The organism is Shewanella sp. 1180_01 (assembly GCF_052850535.1).
In genome coordinates, this window is sequence record NZ_VXCT01000074.1 from 1 (window position 1) to 17,633 (window position 17,633).

14 protein-coding genes are annotated in these 17,633 nt (G+C 46.2%); 5 read left to right on the forward strand and 9 right to left on the reverse strand.

Annotated elements, in window-relative coordinates; all coding sequences use genetic code 11:
• Nucleotides 1-650 precede the first annotated feature (650 nt).
• The gene (locus FW758_RS22515) at nt 651-1,115 is read left to right on the forward strand and encodes an RNA-binding protein (protein ID WP_006083618.1); all 465 of its coding nucleotides are present in this window, start codon (nt 651-653) and stop codon (nt 1,113-1,115) included.
• Between the two features lie 37 nt (nt 1,116-1,152).
• Here FW758_RS22515 and murI read toward each other — a convergent pair whose 3' ends face one another.
• The gene (gene murI / locus FW758_RS22520; protein WP_446446584.1) at nt 1,153-1,977 is read right to left on the reverse strand and encodes a glutamate racemase; all 825 of its coding nucleotides are present in this window, start codon (nt 1,975-1,977) and stop codon (nt 1,153-1,155) included.
• 243 nt (nt 1,978-2,220) lie between these two features.
• On the opposite strand from murI, the gene trmA reads away from it, so the two are divergent.
• Nucleotides 2,221-3,318 (forward strand): tRNA (uridine(54)-C5)-methyltransferase TrmA, encoded by a 1,098-nt coding sequence (trmA, locus tag FW758_RS22525; RefSeq protein WP_126490940.1) that lies wholly within the window; start codon nt 2,221-2,223, stop codon nt 3,316-3,318.
• A 125-nt stretch (nt 3,319-3,443) separates the two neighbouring features.
• On the opposite strand, the gene fabR is transcribed toward trmA, so the two are convergent.
• Nucleotides 3,444-4,058, reverse strand: coding sequence for an HTH-type transcriptional repressor FabR (gene fabR / locus FW758_RS22530; protein ID WP_006083621.1), 615 nt, complete (start codon nt 4,056-4,058; stop codon nt 3,444-3,446).
• A gap of 144 nt (nt 4,059-4,202) precedes the next feature.
• Between fabR and FW758_RS22535 the strand changes: the two genes are divergently transcribed.
• The 3 genes from FW758_RS22535 to mnmH all read left to right on the forward strand — a co-directional run bounded on the left by FW758_RS22535 (nt 4,203) and on the right by mnmH (nt 7,611).
• The gene (locus FW758_RS22535) at nt 4,203-5,309 is read left to right on the forward strand and encodes an acyl-CoA desaturase (protein WP_347675022.1); all 1,107 of its coding nucleotides are present in this window, start codon (nt 4,203-4,205) and stop codon (nt 5,307-5,309) included.
• Between the two features lie 95 nt (nt 5,310-5,404).
• Nucleotides 5,405-6,463 carry a selenide, water dikinase SelD gene (gene selD / locus FW758_RS22540; RefSeq protein WP_446446585.1) on the forward strand — a complete coding sequence of 353 codons (1,059 nt, stop codon included), beginning with the start codon at nt 5,405-5,407 and terminating at the stop codon, nt 6,461-6,463.
• A complete protein-coding gene (gene mnmH / locus FW758_RS22545; RefSeq protein ID WP_446446586.1) occupies nt 6,463-7,611 on the forward strand; it encodes a tRNA 2-selenouridine(34) synthase MnmH in 1,149 nt (382 codons plus the stop codon). Before selD ends, mnmH begins: the two co-directional genes overlap by 1 nt.
• On the opposite strand, the gene FW758_RS22550 is transcribed toward mnmH, so the two are convergent.
• The 7 genes from FW758_RS22550 to FW758_RS22580 form a co-directional block, all read right to left on the reverse strand.
• Nucleotides 7,608-9,008, reverse strand: coding sequence for a hypothetical protein (locus FW758_RS22550; protein ID WP_446446587.1), 1,401 nt, complete (start codon nt 9,006-9,008; stop codon nt 7,608-7,610). The genes mnmH and FW758_RS22550 overlap by 4 nt on opposite strands.
• Nucleotides 8,980-10,857 (reverse strand): MFS transporter, encoded by a 1,878-nt coding sequence (locus FW758_RS22555; protein WP_446446588.1) that lies wholly within the window; start codon nt 10,855-10,857, stop codon nt 8,980-8,982. The genes FW758_RS22550 and FW758_RS22555 overlap by 29 nt, the downstream gene beginning before the upstream one ends.
• Complete coding sequence (locus FW758_RS22560) at nt 10,848-11,459, reverse strand: TetR/AcrR family transcriptional regulator (RefSeq protein ID WP_446446589.1); 612 nt, start codon at nt 11,457-11,459, stop codon at nt 10,848-10,850. The genes FW758_RS22555 and FW758_RS22560 overlap by 10 nt, the downstream gene beginning before the upstream one ends.
• 315 nt (nt 11,460-11,774) lie before the next feature.
• Nucleotides 11,775-12,218 carry a GNAT family N-acetyltransferase gene (locus FW758_RS22565; RefSeq protein ID WP_446446590.1) on the reverse strand — a complete coding sequence of 148 codons (444 nt, stop codon included), beginning with the start codon at nt 12,216-12,218 and terminating at the stop codon, nt 11,775-11,777.
• 7 nt (nt 12,219-12,225) lie between these two features.
• Entirely contained in the window at nt 12,226-13,038 is an 813-nt protein-coding gene (gene cysQ, locus FW758_RS22570) for a 3'(2'),5'-bisphosphate nucleotidase CysQ (protein WP_106648480.1), read from the reverse strand.
• A gap of 71 nt (nt 13,039-13,109) precedes the next feature.
• The gene (gene nudE / locus FW758_RS22575; protein WP_446446591.1) at nt 13,110-13,661 is read right to left on the reverse strand and encodes an ADP compounds hydrolase NudE; all 552 of its coding nucleotides are present in this window, start codon (nt 13,659-13,661) and stop codon (nt 13,110-13,112) included.
• A 236-nt stretch (nt 13,662-13,897) separates the two neighbouring features.
• Nucleotides 13,898-17,633, reverse strand: a 3,736-nt coding sequence (locus FW758_RS22580; RefSeq protein ID WP_446446592.1) for an Ig-like domain-containing protein, incomplete at its 5' end; no start/stop codon positions are given.

A 17,633-nucleotide genomic window follows, 5' to 3' on the forward strand; every position in this document is an offset into this window, starting at 1 on the left:
TTTGACTTATGTCAAACGGCTCAACGAATCCTGTTCGACTCCTATTTATTCGAAAATAAGTAGTAAGTCTTTGTACATATTGCTATGAACACTCATCACTCTCGTGAAAGAATTGGTTGATTTAAATTTTTGACTGCCAACCCTAAGGGTTAAGCAGTTTCGATTAACTCAACACCTGTGAGTGTCCACACAGATTTGCTTGATAAATTGTTAAAGAGCGTTGACCACACACTGAGTTTTCAGCGGGTCAGGGCTGCGTATTTTACGCATTCCCGTTGGTGCGTCAAGTAGTTTTTTCAACTTTCTCAACACTCATCGTTTAGCTCGCTAACCGATGAACTGCTTGGCTTTCTTTGCTTAACTTGCGTTACACTGTCTGCCGTGTCAGTGGATGCGCATTATAGGGAGATTGATAAAGTCCGCAAGGGCTTTTTAGCGATCATTGAATGTACGTCGATATTTTAAACGTTATGACCATTTTTTAGCTTGTAGACCTTATTTATCAGAGATAAGTCAGCTTTTTTAGCTAATAATTGACAATTCACGCTCAATATTTCAGCAATGGTCTAGTGTAAAAGTAAATAATTCATTACCATATACTTGCTGTTAACAGTTATTTATCAATTTTCCATTCATCAGAGAGCATTCTTATGCAAAAGTCATTTCTTATTGTTTTGATTGTCGCCATTGTTGGCGCCTTTGTGCTATTTCAGTTTGCACCTACGCTGCCGGCTTATATTGCCTTCGTTGCAGGCGTTATTGTGACTAGCCTTATCTTTAAACTTGTTCCAGAGACTTCATCATCTCATGCTACAGAAGAACAATATGTTGGTCCTACTATGACCTTATATGTAGGTAACCTGCCTTATCGTGTCCATGAAGGTGAAGTAAAAGTATTGTTTGGTGAGTTTGGCCCAGTAAACTCTGTGCGTTTAGTCAGAGATCGTAAGACTGGTCGTCGTAAAGGTTTTGGTTTTGTGGAGATGTCAGAGTCTGGCGCTCAGAAAGCCATGGTTAAACTGAATGACTATAGCTTCCAAGAAAGAACCTTAAAAGTAAGAGAAGCAAAAACACAAGATTCGGAAGCTGCCGATCGTACTGGTACTGACGAGTAGTATTGCCGTTTAAACTGTTTTGTTTGACGTTGTAAATTTAGTTGGTTGTGGTGATTCGTTCGATAGTTGAAAAGCCACAATCAATTAATGTTGTTGTTAAGCCTTCACTGATTTCCGCTTTAGTATAGAACGCCTGCATTACTGATTGCCCTACTGCTTCTCTCTCATTTGTTACTCTGTGCTCTTCCGTAATAAGATTCTGTTGCGTTAAAAGAGTCACGACTCGCTTAGCTATCGCAGCGCCAGAATCCATTAGCGTTACGCCCGCACCGAGCACTTGTTGTAATTCAGCTTGGATCATCGGGAAGTGAGTACAACCCAGTACAAGAACGTCCAATTGCGCTGCGACGACTGGTGCCAATAAATCAGCCAGTCTGTGCATGTCCATTTCACCTGTCGCTATTTTCTGCTCCGCCATCATGACGAGTTCAGAACAACCAAAAAGTTCGACATGGCAATCATCGGCAAATTGGCTAATAAGCTCATGGGTATAATGACGCTTAACTGTGCCTGGGGTAGCCAAGAGTCCAATGCGTTTACTATTAGACATCTGTGCCGCTGGTTTAATAGCGGGTACTACGCCCACAACAGGAATACAGAGGTTTGCACGTAATGCCGGTAGCACAACTGTGCTCGCGGTATTGCAGGCGACGACCACTATAATTGCATTGGTGCGAGCCACAAGATCACATACTAATGCGACACAGCCAGCAATTAATACCTGCTCTTCTAACTCGCCATAGGGCAACCTCACATTGTCAAAAAGATAACAATAGTCGTGATGGGGCAAACTTTTGCGGATTTCAGCCAAAACGGATAGACCACCAATCCCAGAATCAAACACTAATATAGGTCGCGACAAGTAAATCTCCCGTTTCGGTTACAACAAGTAGGCTATACAGATTGAATGTATTACAACATTAACTGATTCGATGTTTGATGACTGGATGAATTCAACCAAATACTCATTGAATATCCATAGAATCACACTCCAGCGCGCGGATTTTCCCACAGCTTTGCGTAAACAGCAAAAGCAAGATGCTGGACATTCGTGTCACCTAGTATAATATTTGCGCCCCAATTTACAGCAACGGTGAATCAAACAATGAACTTAGCAGCAATGGACCCTCAGACTTATGATACGCAGTTAGAACACAAGCGTATCAAGCTAGAACAAGCCTTTGCCCAATTTGAAACACCGAGTGTTGAAGTTTTTGCCTCAGAGCCTGCCAACTACCGTATGCGTGCCGAATTCCGCATGTGGCATGACGGTGACGACTTATACTATTACATGTTCGATAAAGTGTTGAATGAGAAAGTGCGATGCGATCAATACTTGCCAGCCAGCGTGCTCATCAATCAAATGATGTCGGCCTTAATCGCCGAACTAAAACCGAATCCTAGTCTAAGACATAAACTGTTCCAAGTGGATTTTTTGTCGACCTTAAGCGGCGAGATCTTAGTGTCCTTGCTTTATCACAGACAGCTTGATGACCAATGGCGCGCCGATGCGACTGCACTAAAAGCCAAGTTAAGCAGCCAGTTTAACGTCAACATCATCGGCCGTGCCCGTAAGCAGAAAATCGATTTAGATAAAGACTTTGTGGTCGAGTCATTACAAGTGAATGATAAAACCTTCTTATATAAGCAAATCGAGAACAGCTTTACTCAACCGAATGCCAAAGTTTCCGTAAAAATGTTGGAGTGGGCTATCGATGCGACTCAGAACAGTCAGGGTGATTTACTAGAACTCTACTGTGGTAATGGCAACTTCTCTATTGCACTGGCGCAAAACTTTAATCGCGTATTGGCCACCGAACTCGCTAAGCCTTCAGTCGATGCGGCGCAATACAATATCGAAGTGAATGGTATTGAGAATCTGCAGATTATTCGCATGTCGGCCGAAGACTTTAGCGATGCCATGGCGAAGAAACGCAGCTTTAGACGTTTAGAAGGTATCGATCTCGACAGCTATGTGTGCAACACCATTTTTGTCGACCCACCACGCGCAGGGATTGATCCTGATACGTTGGCATTAGTACAAGGTTACGAGCGAATCTTATATATTTCCTGCAACCCTGAAACCTTAAAAGACAACCTGCAACAACTGAACGAAACCCATAAAGTCACTCGCTTCGCCTTGTTTGATCAGTTCCCTTATACCGAACACATGGAAACAGGTGTCCTACTAGAGCGTCGTTAGTCACCTCAAATGCATTGAGCTCGACTGCATAGCAGTTAAACGTAGCTAGAACTCAAGCATAAATTCGCTAAAAATAATGGAGCCTGAGGCTACATTATTTTTAGCGATTCTGAATATCATTCAGGTTAGCGGTGTTCAACCTTATGCTGCAAAGCCTCGGCGCCTTTGGCGACCATACGCAGTTGCATGACTAATTGATCGGCAAGGATTTTTCGATCGGCACGTTTCATATCTAATGCGGAAGCGCCGGCGTTAAATACTAGAGTCACTAAGGCTTCGGCCTGTGCACGAGCTAATAACGGGGTTCGGCCCGCTTTCGCTTCGGTATAGTGAGCCAACTCAGAAATAAAATGTTCAATTTCGCGGGCAACCGCCGCACGGAACGCTGCGGAGGTTCCTGAACGTTCATGCAATAAGATACGGAATACGTTTGGATTAGAATCAAGCACTTCCATAAAAGTATCAACAGAAATACGGATCACACTGCCACCGGCTTCGGCTCGCTGACGGCCTTTTCGCATCATCTGCCTGAGTGTTAATCCGCCCTCGTCCACCATAGTGAGACCGAGTTCGTTCATATCTTTAAAATGGCGATAAAAAGATGTCGGCGCGATATTGGCTTCCCGAGCAACCTCTCGCAAACTCAGACTTGAGAAACTGCGCTCAGCACTGAGCTGATTAAAGGCCGCATCGACTAAAGCTCGACGAGTTTTCTCTTTTTGCTGTGCTCGAATACCCATTCTTAAATCCGCTAACTGAATGTAATGACGCGATAATACCGCTTTTAGGCATTAAACACAGCCCCATCGTCCTTGACCAAACAATATAGCTAGGCTAAATTAGCTTACAGATGTACGCTCAAAAGCGAATTTTGGAAACCTATAATGAAAAAACCCCCTATCATCTGGCTTAATGTCAGTCTGTTTGCCATCACTTTCCTCAGTGCGGTGATCTTAGTTCCATGGCGCGGTATTGTTCACGGCTATGGCGCCAGTGAATGGATCGCTTTTATTGTCTTAGCCTTTGCCAGTGGTTTGTCGATCACCGCAGGTTATCACAGACTGTGGTCACACAAGGCCTATAAAGCCCATCCAGCCGTGCGGTTTATGTATGCTCTCGGTGGCGCTTTAGCATTACAAAACAGTGCATTACATTGGGCATCCGATCACAGAATTCACCACAAGCACGTAGACGACAACGACAAAGACCCGTACTCAGCCAAAATGGGATTCTGGTACAGCCATATCGGTTGGATGCTGCGTGAATATCAGTCGCAACGCTATCATGATTATCAAAATGTGCGCGATCTGCAAAATGACCGTATCGTTATGTGGCAACACAAACATTACCTCGCACTCGTATTACTGATGAACATTGGACTGCCTGCCCTGCTCGGCTGGCTGAACGGCGATGTACTGTCTATGTTATTGATGGCGGGTTTACTGCGTTTAGTGGTGGTGCATCACTGCACTTTCTTCATCAACTCTTTAGCCCACGTGTGGGGCAGCCAGCCTTATACCGATAAGAACACTGCCCGCGATAATGGCTTTCTCGCCATGTTGACCTACGGTGAGGGTTACCATAATTTCCATCACATCTTCGAAAATGACTATCGTAATGGCATTAAATGGTGGCACTACGATCCGACTAAATGGTTGATTAAGTCATTATCTTGGTTGGGGTTAGCCAAGGACTTGCGTACGAGTCCACAGGAGCGTATCGAGAGCGCACGCTTGCAGATGCAGCTGCTGCGGACCAAGAACAAAGTCGTGCACTTACCCAATGCAGATGAAATTATTGAAAAAGTCCAAGCTGAGTATGAATTACTCAAACTGCACTTAATGGATTACTACCAAGCGAAGAAAACCTTGCTTGAGGCCAAGCGTAAACAACTTGTCGATCAGCAGCTATTACTGCAAGTTGAGGAGCTAAAGGCGCGTTTTTTAGTCCAGCAAAAACATTGGCGCAGCCTAACCGCAACTTATAGCTAAACCACAATTCTGCCCGAAAGTCATACGGCCACCTTGCATGGTGGCCGTATCTGATTATGATGATGCCTTAATCACTTAAATAGGCTGTTGAGATCATGTCAGATTCCACTGTTACACTCCCTGAATCAATCAAACTAACAGAATATAGTCATGGTGCAGGTTGTGGCTGCAAGATATCCCCTAAAGTGCTCAGCACTATCTTGGCCTCGCAGTTACCCGTGTTTACTGATCCTAATCTGCTGGTCGGCAATCAAAGCCGTGACGATGCCGCAGTGTATAAACTCAATGACGACATAGGCATCATCAGCACTACCGATTTTTTCATGCCGATTGTTGACGATCCCTTCACCTTTGGCCGCATCGCTGCGACCAATGCGATCAGTGATATTTATGCCATGGGCGGCACGCCTATCATGGCGATCGCTATTTTAGGCTGGCCAATCAATAAGCTACCCGCAGAAGTCGCACAACAAGTGGTCGATGGCGGCAGACAAGCCTGTATGGAAGCCGGGATCATGCTCGCCGGTGGCCACAGCATAGATGCGCCCGAACCGATTTTTGGGCTCGCAGTGACAGGACAAATTGCGTTAACTGACTTAAAACAAAATGATACTGCTAAAGCAGGCGATCGTTTATATCTCACTAAGCCTATCGGCATTGGCATTTTAACCACGGCGCAAAAACAGAAAAAACTCCAAGATGAAGACAGTCACATTGCGGTTAATGCTATGTGTCAGCTGAATACTATAGGCACGACGATTGCCAAAATTAGCGGTGTAAACGCCCTGACCGATGTCACAGGATTTGGACTGGCGGGACACTTACTCGAAATGTGCCAAGGTGCCAAGCTCACGGCAAAACTCAAATTTGATGCGGTGCCGTTACTGCCACGCGCCTTAGATTACTTAGCCTTAGGTTGCGTTCCTGGCGGGACTCACCGTAATTACGACAGTTATGGCGAGCATCTCCCCAAACTCAGCGAGCATCAAAAAGCGATCCTGTGCGATCCGCAAACCAGCGGTGGTCTGTTAGTTGCCGTCTCGGCCGAAGCCGAAGCCGAATTGATTGCTCTACTCGATGCGCATCACATCGCCCCAATTTGCATTGGATCACTGGAAACACCCACCACTGAAGCGAATGTGGTGTTGTACTGATGCCAAACGCGATCGTCGCTGCAGAACAATATCGGGAAATTTTTCTCAATCAACACCCCATCATGGATGTCCGAGCGCCTATAGAGTTTACTCGAGGTGCGTTTCCCAACTCGACCAACTTACCCTTGATGCTGGATAGTGAAAGGGAAAAAGTCGGCACTTGTTATAAACAATCAGGTCAGCAAGCCGCGATTGCATTGGGTCATTCACTGGTTAATGGCCCCATCAAGCAACAGAGAATCGAAGCTTGGGCAAGCTATGTGAAAGCCAACCCCAACGCCTACCTTTATTGTTTTCGTGGCGGCTTACGCTCGCAACTTACGCAACAATGGCTTAAAGAAGCCGGTGTAGAAGTCCCTTATATTCAGGGTGGCTATAAGGCTATGCGCCAATATCTGATTGGCGTGATTGAAGCGGCACCAGCTCAGCAGCCGTTATTGAGTTTGAGCGGGATGACGGGCTGCGGTAAAACTGATTTCTTATTGCTACGTAAAGAAGCGGTTGATCTTGAAGGGATAGCCAATCATAGAGGCTCTAGCTTTGGGAAGAATATCGACCCACAGCCGACGCAGATTAACTTTGAAAATCAGCTTGCCATTGCCTTGCTACAGCACCAAACGAGTGACGCTGCCTGTTTACTGCTCGAAGATGAAAGCTTCCTGATTGGGCGTTCGGCGCTGCCGCAGACATTTTACAATGCCATGCAAGCCGCCAATGTCTTAGTGCTTGAAGAAACTGACGATGCGAGGCTCGAACGCTTACGCAATGAATATGTGCATAAAATGTATAGTGGCTTCTGTGAGCGCCTAGGGCCGGAAGCGGGTTTTGCGGCATTTAGCGACTATCTATTGCAAAGTTTAGTGAGCATTCGTAAACGTTTAGGCGGGAAGCAGCATCAAGAACTGCAAGATTTGATGCAACAAGCACTCGACCAGCAAATCAACCAGAATGACACTTCGCTGCATTTAGCATGGATAACAGTGCTGCTGCACAAATATTATGACCCAATGTACGAATACCAGTTACAAAAGAAATCCAAACGGATCCTCTTTAAGGGCTCACATCAGGCCATGCATGAATGGTTAGATAACTATAAGAGTGATAGAAAAGCCGCACAATATCTGTGCGGCGAGTACGCTAAAAATTAATTTGCAAAAATCGTAATGGCTTCATAGTTATAATTATCGAATTTAGCCGAGCGAATATTACCCGTGCTACGACTTGATTTACTGAGTTCGGCACGGAAATCATATAACCCTGTCATTCCTTCATACCCCCAGACATATAAACTCATCATAGGAATTGTTATTCCATCAAATGCTGTTTGTAAGTGTATGGGCAAATCTAAATCCGGAATTGACCCCTTTAATGAAGCCGAAATAGCCCAATTCGCATAGCCATCTTGTCCTATGGTGATTTGCATCGCTTGCATATGGGCATTGTTGAAACTGTAGTCATAATTTGCACTACCACCATTATTAATAGTAGTGATTAAACGTGTCGTTTCATCCAGCATTTGGTTTTCATTTAACGGTAAATTCAAGCTCAAACTCTTAGAGGGATCAGTAACAGCCCTACGTGTTATTGCCGAATAATTTATGTAGCCAGCCTCATTCGCACCAAGGGCAATCCACTGTGATGCGTAAACTAAATTGCGATCAAAAATCGCGGGAAATAATTGCACTTCTTTCGTCGGCCATTCTACCCAGTTTTGGCGACCAAATTCAGTTTCAGAGTAACTCCTTAGCGAATAATCATTGGTATTCACATCAACATTTAACGGAGTTCCTTCATGATGAGTACCTTCAAATTCACTACTCGATATAGGTACTGCTTGCGATAAATCTAGTGTATTTATATCTATGCTAGCAGCATAAGCCGAAACACCACTCTGGCTAGGAACCAACACCATATTCACTGGTGCAAACTTATCGTCCTGCTTACACAGGCGTAATGAAGAATTGTTAGAATGTGAGTCCAAAAATGAGTTATTACCATATAGCTGGTAGTCACTATATACAGCTTCAATTTCACTAAGATCAAAATTCACATCACTACAGTCACATTGGCTATTTAAATTTTCATCTGTGAAAGCATAAATTCCATAGTCGCCAGCTTTAGCGGCTAAATCCGTACGGATACTCCAAGTTGACTGACCATTACGAAACTCTTTTGCTGCAACTGTTAAATGTGATGCTTCGCTTGTCCAGGGTATATCTACATGTCCCTGCCCATCATTCTTATAAGTGCCGAGAATATGGCCGTCTTGTCGGTGAATAATAACATCGGCACCTGCCATTTTTTCTTTTACATTGCATTTGCTTGCAACGCTCTGCACATCCATAACCAATCTAGCTGGTGTTGTACCCGAATCACCAGAATCCCCACCACTTGAATCACCCGAACCTCCACATCCACCAAGCAATAACACTAGTGCACTGGCATAACATCCTTTCCCATGACCAAACTCCAGAGTATATAAGTTATTATTTTGTAAATTTGTTAAAGCATACAAATTACAACACGGCTTCATTTCGTTCAACAAGTAGGTTTGCAACTTGATGTCGCAGATTTTCACGATTAGCGGAAACGTCCACGATAGGAAGCGCAATATCTACCGACACCCTTGACCAAAAACGCTTGGGCATTTTAGCTAAGGCATGTCCGCGCTTGTGGCTAAAGTAAGACCCCCATAATCCGTGTAATGCCATTGGAATAACAGGCACAGGATCTCTGGCTAAGATCTTATCGATTCCAGGACGAAAATCGCCAAGTTCACCGTCAGGCGTGAGTCGCCCTTCAGGGAAAATGCACACCAACTCACCATTGGCGAGCGCCGCATGAATTGCCTCGAAGGCACGATTATAGGTCTCTTCACTTTGCTTAGGCGAACAGATAGGGATCACCCCAGCGTGGCGGAACACATACTTCAGCAGAGGAATTTCGCTAATGGATTTATCCATCACAAAGCGGATTGGCCGTGTCGACGCTCCCATAATAATCAATGCATCCACATAACTCACATGGTTACAGACTATAATGCCAGCCCCTTCCTTCGGAATTTTTTCACGGCCAGTTACAGTCACGCGGTACATAACATGGCTAAGTAAGTAACTGATAAATCGCTGAGTAAATTCTGGCACTTGCGAATAAACATAAAGGGCGACGACAAAGTTCATTACGGCAAGCAACAAGAATAACTGCGGAATCGTCCAACCCGCTACGCCCAGCAACAACATAGATAACAGCGCCGAAGCCACCATAAACAGAGAGTTCATAATGTTATTGGCAGCAATCGCCTGAGCACATTCCCCCTTAGCCGAACGGGACTGAATAAAGGCGTATAAGGGGACGATGAACAGCCCGCCGCTAACGCCGATCATAAAGAAATCTAGCATCACCCGATAATGTTGCGACTCGGCAATAAAGGCTTTTAATCCATAGACAAAACCAGCATCCACTGGCGCAGGTGGAATAGCCCAAAGCAAATCGACACCAAAGATAGTTAACCCCAATACCCCAAATGGCAGCAAACCGAGTTCCACATGACCGTAGGAAAAACGTTCACAGACGAAGGAGCCAACGGCAATCCCGATGGAAAACATACCCAACAATAACGACACCACAGTCGCACCAGAATGCAGATGCAGCTTGGCAAAGTTAGGGAATTGAGTCAGATAGGTCGCGCCTAAAAACCAAAACCAACTGATAGCGAGGATCGCCATCCAGATTGAAGGTGTTTGACGCGCTTTTTTAATACTGCTCCAAGTGCCCGATAACGGCCTGAAACGTATTTTTTCGATGACGCCCTGCGGTGGTAAAGCAGGAATGGCGCGACTCGATAGATATCCCGCTAAAGACAATACGGCAACGGTAATGGCAGCCCAAAGCGTACCGTTGACTTCAGAAACTAAGATCCCCGCACTTAACGTGCCGACCAGAATAGAGAGAAAAGTGCCCATTTCAACCCACGCATTGCCTGTGACTAACTCGTCCTCTTTCAACGCTTGGGGTAACAAGGAATATTTGACCGGGCCGAAATAAGCCGACTGACTACCTGTTAAAAATAACAGTAATAACATCATCATGTAGTTCTCACTCACTATCGCGATAGCGGCACAGGACATGATAATAACTTCGAGTAATTTCAATCGACGGATAAGTTTGGCCTTATCCATATTATCGGCAACCACCCCTGCGTGGGCCGAAAACAGGAAAAACGGCAGGATGAACACCCCAGCGGCTAAATTCACAAACATATCGACGCTTATGGGTAAATCTTTGACTTGGCTGAAGGTCACTAACAGCAGCAACACATTTTTATAGATATTGTCATTCAAGGCGCCGAGGCACTGAGTCGCAAAATAAGGTAAAAAACGTTTTGTTAGCAGCATGATAGTTCCCTCTGGTAACCCATTCCTTGTAGATAAGCCTGCACATGGCTCTCGAGTAAATTCCGCGGTGATAACGATTCAGCAAAGAGCTTATTATCGAGGGACAATGCAGTTAGCCCATGAATCCCCCCCCACAACACACGACTCATACTGAGATGCTGCTCCGGTGTCGCATCAGGGAATAACTGCGCTAACTCACGTTCAATCAGTGTGAATAATCCCGCAATCAATTGCCCTTGTGATTCCGGCAGCGGCTCAGAATCGAGTAACTGCAATTCAAAAACCAGCTTGAAAGCTTGGCGCTGCTCATGGGCAAACTGACTATACTCCCACGCCATTGCAATGATTTTACGTAAACTGTCAACCGCACAAACACCCGCTAATCTGTCATGTAAAGCCCTAAGCGTTGACTCAGAAACGGCCAGTAGCAAATAGTTGTAACTGCCGAAAATATTGATCAAGGTACTAGGGACATAGCCAATTTGGCTGGCCACTTTGCGTAAGCTCAGCCCGACAACACCTTGCTCGGTCAGTAACTCAGTTGCCGCTTGTATTGCCATCACGCGAATTTCATCATGGCTGTGTTCTTTTCGTCTAGCCATAGCTCTCACTCCCTATTGGATAGCAAGAGACTAACAGCAGTCAAAATAAAAAACAACGTTCAAAATAAGTTTGTTTTACGTACAGCTGCGGGTAAATAGTGAAGGATATCATTGAAGATGATAGATAAAGATAGACACTCGAATTAGATTCAATCAGCAAAGTGAACGGTGTATGTGGGATTACACTACCTAAAAGAGTATAAAAAACGGCGTGCTCAGTAAGCACGCCGTCCATTATTTTGCTTTAAAAATCATTCTTAATTCAAAGCTGTTTTTATTTGAGGCTAATTTTTGGTTCAAAGATGAGAGCGAGGCTTAAGACTTGCGATAAGTCATCACCACTCTATCTGCACTAGCGCCAAAATAATCGGCCTCAAAAGCCGAATCAACAAAACCTAAATGCTGATATAAGCCATGGGCAGGATTACTCGGGTCAACCGTTAAACACACCCGCTCAACAGCGGCGGGCAACTCAGCTAAACACTGCTGCATCAAACGTTTGCCTAATCCCTTTCCGCGAGCATCTTCACTTACGGCAACAGATAAAATCCACATACAAGTAGGATCGCTACTATGGGCACTGAGCAAATAACCTTGCAGAAGATTATCTTCATCCACGGCAACTAAAAATTGCTCTGGCCAACAATCAAATCCCTGACGGAAGAAAAAATCGGGATAGCTATGTTCGCCAAAAATGGCCTGCTCAAGCTGATAAACCGCCAATAACTCTGACTTTAATACCGGGCGTATAGACTGCATTCGAAAATTATTCACCTATTAAAATCTTATCCCACTCTAAGTTGGGTGCGCCCACTACGATAAAGTTAGGGTTTTCTAACGTCTCGCGCTCATTGTAGGTTAACGGTTGAAGCTCAGTATCCATCAACTGTCCACCCGCCTCTTCGACTATGATTTGCGCCGCTCCCGTATCCCACTCGCCCGTTGGGCCAACTCGCACATAACAATCGGCTCGACCTTCGGCGACAAGACAACTCTTTAACGCTGCGCCGCCCATCACCACGAGCTCGCAATGTTTAGGGTGGTTGAACAGGGTCAATACAGATTGAGGATCCTGACGACGACTCACGGCCAATCTTAGGGAGACCTTTTCACGGTGCTCGATTTGGCGACTGCTGATCCGCACTTCCTGTTTATCCGTGCGTTTGTATGCCCCTAAACCTGCAATCGCGTAATAACACACTTGAGTCATAGGCACATACACCACGCCCATCACGGGACGATTGTGCTCAACGAGTGCAATAATCACCGAAAAATCACCACTGCCGGCAATAAACTCACCCGTGCCATCGAGTGGATCGACCAACCAATAGCGCTTCCAAGATTCACGCACGCTCAGCGGAATGTCGGCAGCCTCTTCAGATAACACAGGAATATCAGGCGTTAAAGCAGTTAATCGGTCACAAATGATCTGGTTCGCCGCTAAATCTGCGGAAGTTACAGGGGTATTGTCAGACTTCATTTCTCGCTCAAAATTACCTTTGAGATAAATGTCACGGATAGTTATCCCGGCATCGGTCGCAATCGCAATAACTTCGTCGATCAACTCTTCTGGCTTCATAACAACTCCAATCGCAAAGTTCGCGAATGTTTTGCAAGCGTTCCAGCTTTGAACGCTTAAAAGGAAAAAGATTATTTAAGGTATAAATACTTTTGCGCCAAAAACAACGCGCTCACACTACGGGATTCAGAAAAATCGACATCATCGAGCAAGGCTTCCCAATCGGCGAGCGCCCAAGGCACCACATCAATGGGCTCAGGCTCATCACCTTCAAGCCGACTCTCATACAGATCTTCTGCAAGAAAAATTTGCATCTTACTAGAGAAATAACCCGGCGCTAGGCTGAGTTCTTTCAATAGCGTGAGCTTATTCGCCCCAAAGCCAATTTCTTCCTGTAATTCACGGTTAGCAGCTTCTATTGCTGTCTCACCGGGATCGATCAAACCTTTTGGGAAACCGAGTTCGTAATTATCAGTTCCTGCAGCATATTCGCGTGCCAGTAGCATTTTCCCTTGATGAATAGGCACTATCATCACAGCGCCACGACTACCGCCTTTCATGCGCTCATATTGGCGCTCTACACCATTTGAGAACTTAAGATGCACTTGCTCAATTTGAAATAATCGGCTTTTCGCGACAACTTCGGTATGCAATATTTCCGGCTTATTCTGCCGCTGCGACATAACTGCCTCTGGATAAAAAAGCGATAAATTAAATAAGGTAAGTGACAATCTTACTATCCTGTCTTTAATCTACAACCTGAATTTATTGCATACACCTAAAGACAAGCTGTAAATTCTTTGCGAGATACATCACAAACCAAGCTCAGCCTAAGTGAACTGCATCAAAGTATGCCTAAAAAATTCTGTAGCTTATAAATAGTAAAAAGGGGCAAAGCCCCTTTTTGTTTGGTTTACGTTTAGAATTGATAACGTAAATTGAGCTGGTAGCTGAGGAAGTCATTCGGCTCAATATCCACATACTGATACCCCAAGCCAACTGACCAAGCGTCACTCACTTGATAGCTAAACCGCACACCGGCATACCAATCAGTGCCATCGAGTTCTGTGGTTAAACGGCTATTGCCCATAGTGCTACTGATATCCGCTTGCCATCTAAACAATCCGATAGGCACTTCAAAGCGCCAAGCATCATGCTGCAGTAAGGTAAAACGCAATCCCAGCATCACGCCATCGGCCAATACGGGGGTCACGGCTTTTACCTGCTCATGGTATTGCGCCGGAGTCAGACTCGCGCCTTCAATCCGCGCACTTCCATCACCAAAGTCAGCATAGCCTAATTCGATTGCCACCATGGGAGTCCATTGATAACCCACACTTAAGCCAAACGCGGCATCTTTGTCATCAACCGATGTCACTACGCCAGCGGCTGCCTGTGGCTGTAAATCTCGTCTGCTGCTATCAACCTGAGCTTGCCCGACAAAGCCCTCGACATACCAGTTATCAGCGGCATTCGCTTGAGTCACTGTGCTGGCGAGCAACACAGCACCCAAGACCACTTTATGTAATTCACGGCGGCGAATTAAACCCGTCGCAACGATCAAGCCTAATGCCCACAAGGCCATACTACCTCCACCCGATTTGTTATCAATCACCACTTCTTGATAGGCTTTAACAGTAATCAACACTTGTCCTGTTGCCTCACCACCCAGCCCATCACTAATCCGATAGCTCACAGTATCGACACCATCGAATCCTGTTTTAGGGATATAACGCAGCTTGTTAGTCTCAATGGATACTGTCCCTTGCTGCGCGGTTGCGCTGACTAAGGTTAAAGCATTGCCATCTGGATCGCTGTCATTACTCAACACATCGAGTAGCAAGCTCGTTCTGTCGTCGGTTGCAGCGCTGTCGTTGACTGTCGTTGGCGCGGTATTGCCACTCACTACCACAGTCAACTCACTACTCGCAGTGCCACCTTTTCCATCGGTAATACTATACACCAGCACATCAGTACCGATGAAATCGGTTGCTGGCGTGTAACTTAGCTGCTGATCAGCCAAGATGACGGCGGTACCGAACTCGCTGGTCACTTGCGTGACGGTCAGCATATCACCATCGCTATCGGTATCATTGGCGAGTACATCAACATCGAGACTCTGATTCCAAGGTAAAGAGGCGGCATCTGGATTAGCCACTGGTAAATGGTTGCCATTGAGTATCACGGACACGCCACTTGGATCGACGATAGTACGGTTAGCGACGCCATCGTCATCGTTTGGACCGCCATCCTCTAGGGTTAACTGCACACACCAATGGCCTTCAGTTAATCCAGAAGTCCAACGACTGTCTCCTGGTGGAGGACAGAAACCACGCTCACCTTCACTACTAGCAACACTGTTGCGCGCATCAATCACAAAATCTTTCCAACCGTTTTGTGCTTGATATTTACGATATACCGCATTGGCAGGGATCGGTGAGCGCTGTGGCATCACTAGACTGTAACTCTGTCCTTGTTGTGGTAATCCCGTCGCAATGAAGTCAAAAATACCGCCGACATTGGCCGCGATGCTGTCTTCAGGCACCAAAGTAGGTAGCAGTTGCATGCCCGTTTGTCCTTGTCTGAGAGCAATATTGCCTAAACGCAAACATACCCCAGCCTGACCCTCAGCCAAGAAGTACACAGGCTGCAATTCACCTTCAGGCATAATGTTACAGTCGTTGACCGCATCCAAATAATCAGGAATACCGTCACCATCCGTATCGGTAAAGCCTTCTTGAACATCAGGGATCAAATCACCGTCCGTGTCTGCGCCAGTCAATACAGGTAAGCTTGAACGCACCACAATGTAGACTTTCTCTGTGGTAGACATCGCTGGCAAACCATTATCAGTGACAGTCACACTCACAGGATAAATGCCCGGCAGGACAGAGACTGGAGAGAAGAACATACCCGCATCATCGGATTGTAAGTTCAGCGAACCGCTTGCCCATGTTGACGTTAAGCTATCCTGCATATTGGCGTCACTGATATCAGCATTAATGCGTACATCACCGCCATTTTGCGCCACGATAAATTGGTGCGCTCCCGCTTGAGTAACATCCAACGTCACCTTAGGCGCAATATTCGCTTCGGTGATCAACACCTGAGTTTGCTGCTTACTGCCCAAGTTCAAGCTAGGGTCTAGACTAATCAGCACATCCTCATCCCCTTCGACCTCACCATCTTCAAAGGTGCTAAAGCGAATCTGAGCTTGTTGACCCGATGTCACTTCGACCACCCCATCAACCAAATCATGATCACTGCTACCTGCAGAGCCTGAAACGGTATAAGGCACCGAAAGGGGATATACGGGTGCGACGCCATTAAGGTGCACACTCACCACCACCTCATTGCCCTCACCCACAAGCTGATCTTTACTCAAGGAAATCAGTGGATGTACTTTCACTTTTTGAGCCTTGATCGCCTTATTACCATCGCGATCTACAGCTTGCCAGTAAGCTAAGTAGCTGCCTGGTGCGAAGAACAGACTCTTATTCACCAGAGAAACTGGCAATGGATGGCCATTACGATCGACTGCTTTCGCGAAACCAAGCTTAACGCGAGTAAATAGCCCCGTTGCATTCACATCGACATCGTCTGGCAAAGTGATCACTGGCTGATTTGCCGACTCAGCGCCTTCAATCAGTACATTCACTTTGGCACTTGCACGCCCCTTGTTACCATCACTGATGGTATAGCGAAGCGCCACAGGCCCGACATACGCTTCAGGCGCAGTAAAGCTCAAGCCATCACTGGTGATTTGCACACTGCCGATATCCGCAGCCGCACCATCAATCGTTAAGGTATCACCATCGACATCAACATCGTTCGCGAGCACCGCAAGCGCATAAATATCGTTGGCGGTACTTGTTAAGATGTAGTCGTCATCAACCGCCTGCGGATCATCATTCACTGGCGTGACGTTAATCGTGACAGTTGCAGGCTCTGAACTCAGCTCGGCATCCTTAGCAATAAAGCTAAACACGTCTGTTCCATTGAAATCCTTCTCAGGGGTATATAACCAAACAGTGCCATGTTGCTCTAAGGTGCCGGATTCTGGCTGACTCACCACTTCATAGGTGAGCGGATCATTATCCACATCCTCTGCCGCAAGGGTGATCGTCACAGAACCATCTTCCTCTAACGTCACAGTTGAACTTGTCGCTACAGGTGCATCATTGACGTTGGTCACCGTGATGCTGAAGCTTTGCTCTGCCGTTAAGCCGTCCGTGTCGGTGACTTTCAGTGTCACCGCATGGCTGCCCACATCGGCATTGCTTGGCGTACCACTTAACAATCCAGTAGCCGCATTGAAGCTCAACCAACTCGGTTTGGTCACCGCGCTCAATGTCAGCACATCGCCCACATCGGTATCACTCGCCGCAAAGGTGTAGCTGTACGCCGCATCTTGAGTGGCAGCTGTGATGGCCGTTGAACTGATGGTCGGTGCGTCATTGACGTTAGTCACGGTAATGCTGAAGGACTGGTCAGCGGTTAAGCCATCCGTGTCCGTCACTCGCAGTAACACGGCATGGCTGCCCACATCGGCATTGCCTGGCGTGCCACTTAACACTCCAGTGGCCGCATTGAAGCTCAACCAACTCGGTTTGGTCACCGCGCTTAAGGTTAAGGTGTCACCCACATCAGTATCT

Bases quoted from the DNA above. Each gene is read 5' to 3' on its own strand.
- FW758_RS22515 (WP_006083618.1), top strand. From the start codon at position 651: ATGCAAAAGTCATTTCTTATTGTTTTGATTGTCGCCATTGTTGGCGCC.
- trmA (WP_126490940.1), top strand. From the start codon at position 2,221: ATGAACTTAGCAGCAATGGACCCTCAGACTTATGATACGCAGTTAGAA.
- fabR (WP_006083621.1), bottom strand. From the start codon at position 4,058: ATGGGTATTCGAGCACAGCAAAAAGAGAAAACTCGTCGAGCTTTAGTC.
- FW758_RS22535 (WP_347675022.1), top strand. From the start codon at position 4,203: ATGAAAAAACCCCCTATCATCTGGCTTAATGTCAGTCTGTTTGCCATC.
- selD (WP_446446585.1), top strand. From the start codon at position 5,405: ATGTCAGATTCCACTGTTACACTCCCTGAATCAATCAAACTAACAGAA.
- mnmH (WP_446446586.1), top strand. From the start codon at position 6,463: ATGCCAAACGCGATCGTCGCTGCAGAACAATATCGGGAAATTTTTCTC.
- FW758_RS22555 (WP_446446588.1), bottom strand. From the start codon at position 10,857: ATGCTGCTAACAAAACGTTTTTTACCTTATTTTGCGACTCAGTGCCTC.
- FW758_RS22560 (WP_446446589.1), bottom strand. From the start codon at position 11,459: ATGGCTAGACGAAAAGAACACAGCCATGATGAAATTCGCGTGATGGCA.
- FW758_RS22565 (WP_446446590.1), bottom strand. From the start codon at position 12,218: ATGCAGTCTATACGCCCGGTATTAAAGTCAGAGTTATTGGCGGTTTAT.
- cysQ (WP_106648480.1), bottom strand. From the start codon at position 13,038: ATGAAGCCAGAAGAGTTGATCGACGAAGTTATTGCGATTGCGACCGAT.
- nudE (WP_446446591.1), bottom strand. From the start codon at position 13,661: ATGTCGCAGCGGCAGAATAAGCCGGAAATATTGCATACCGAAGTTGTC.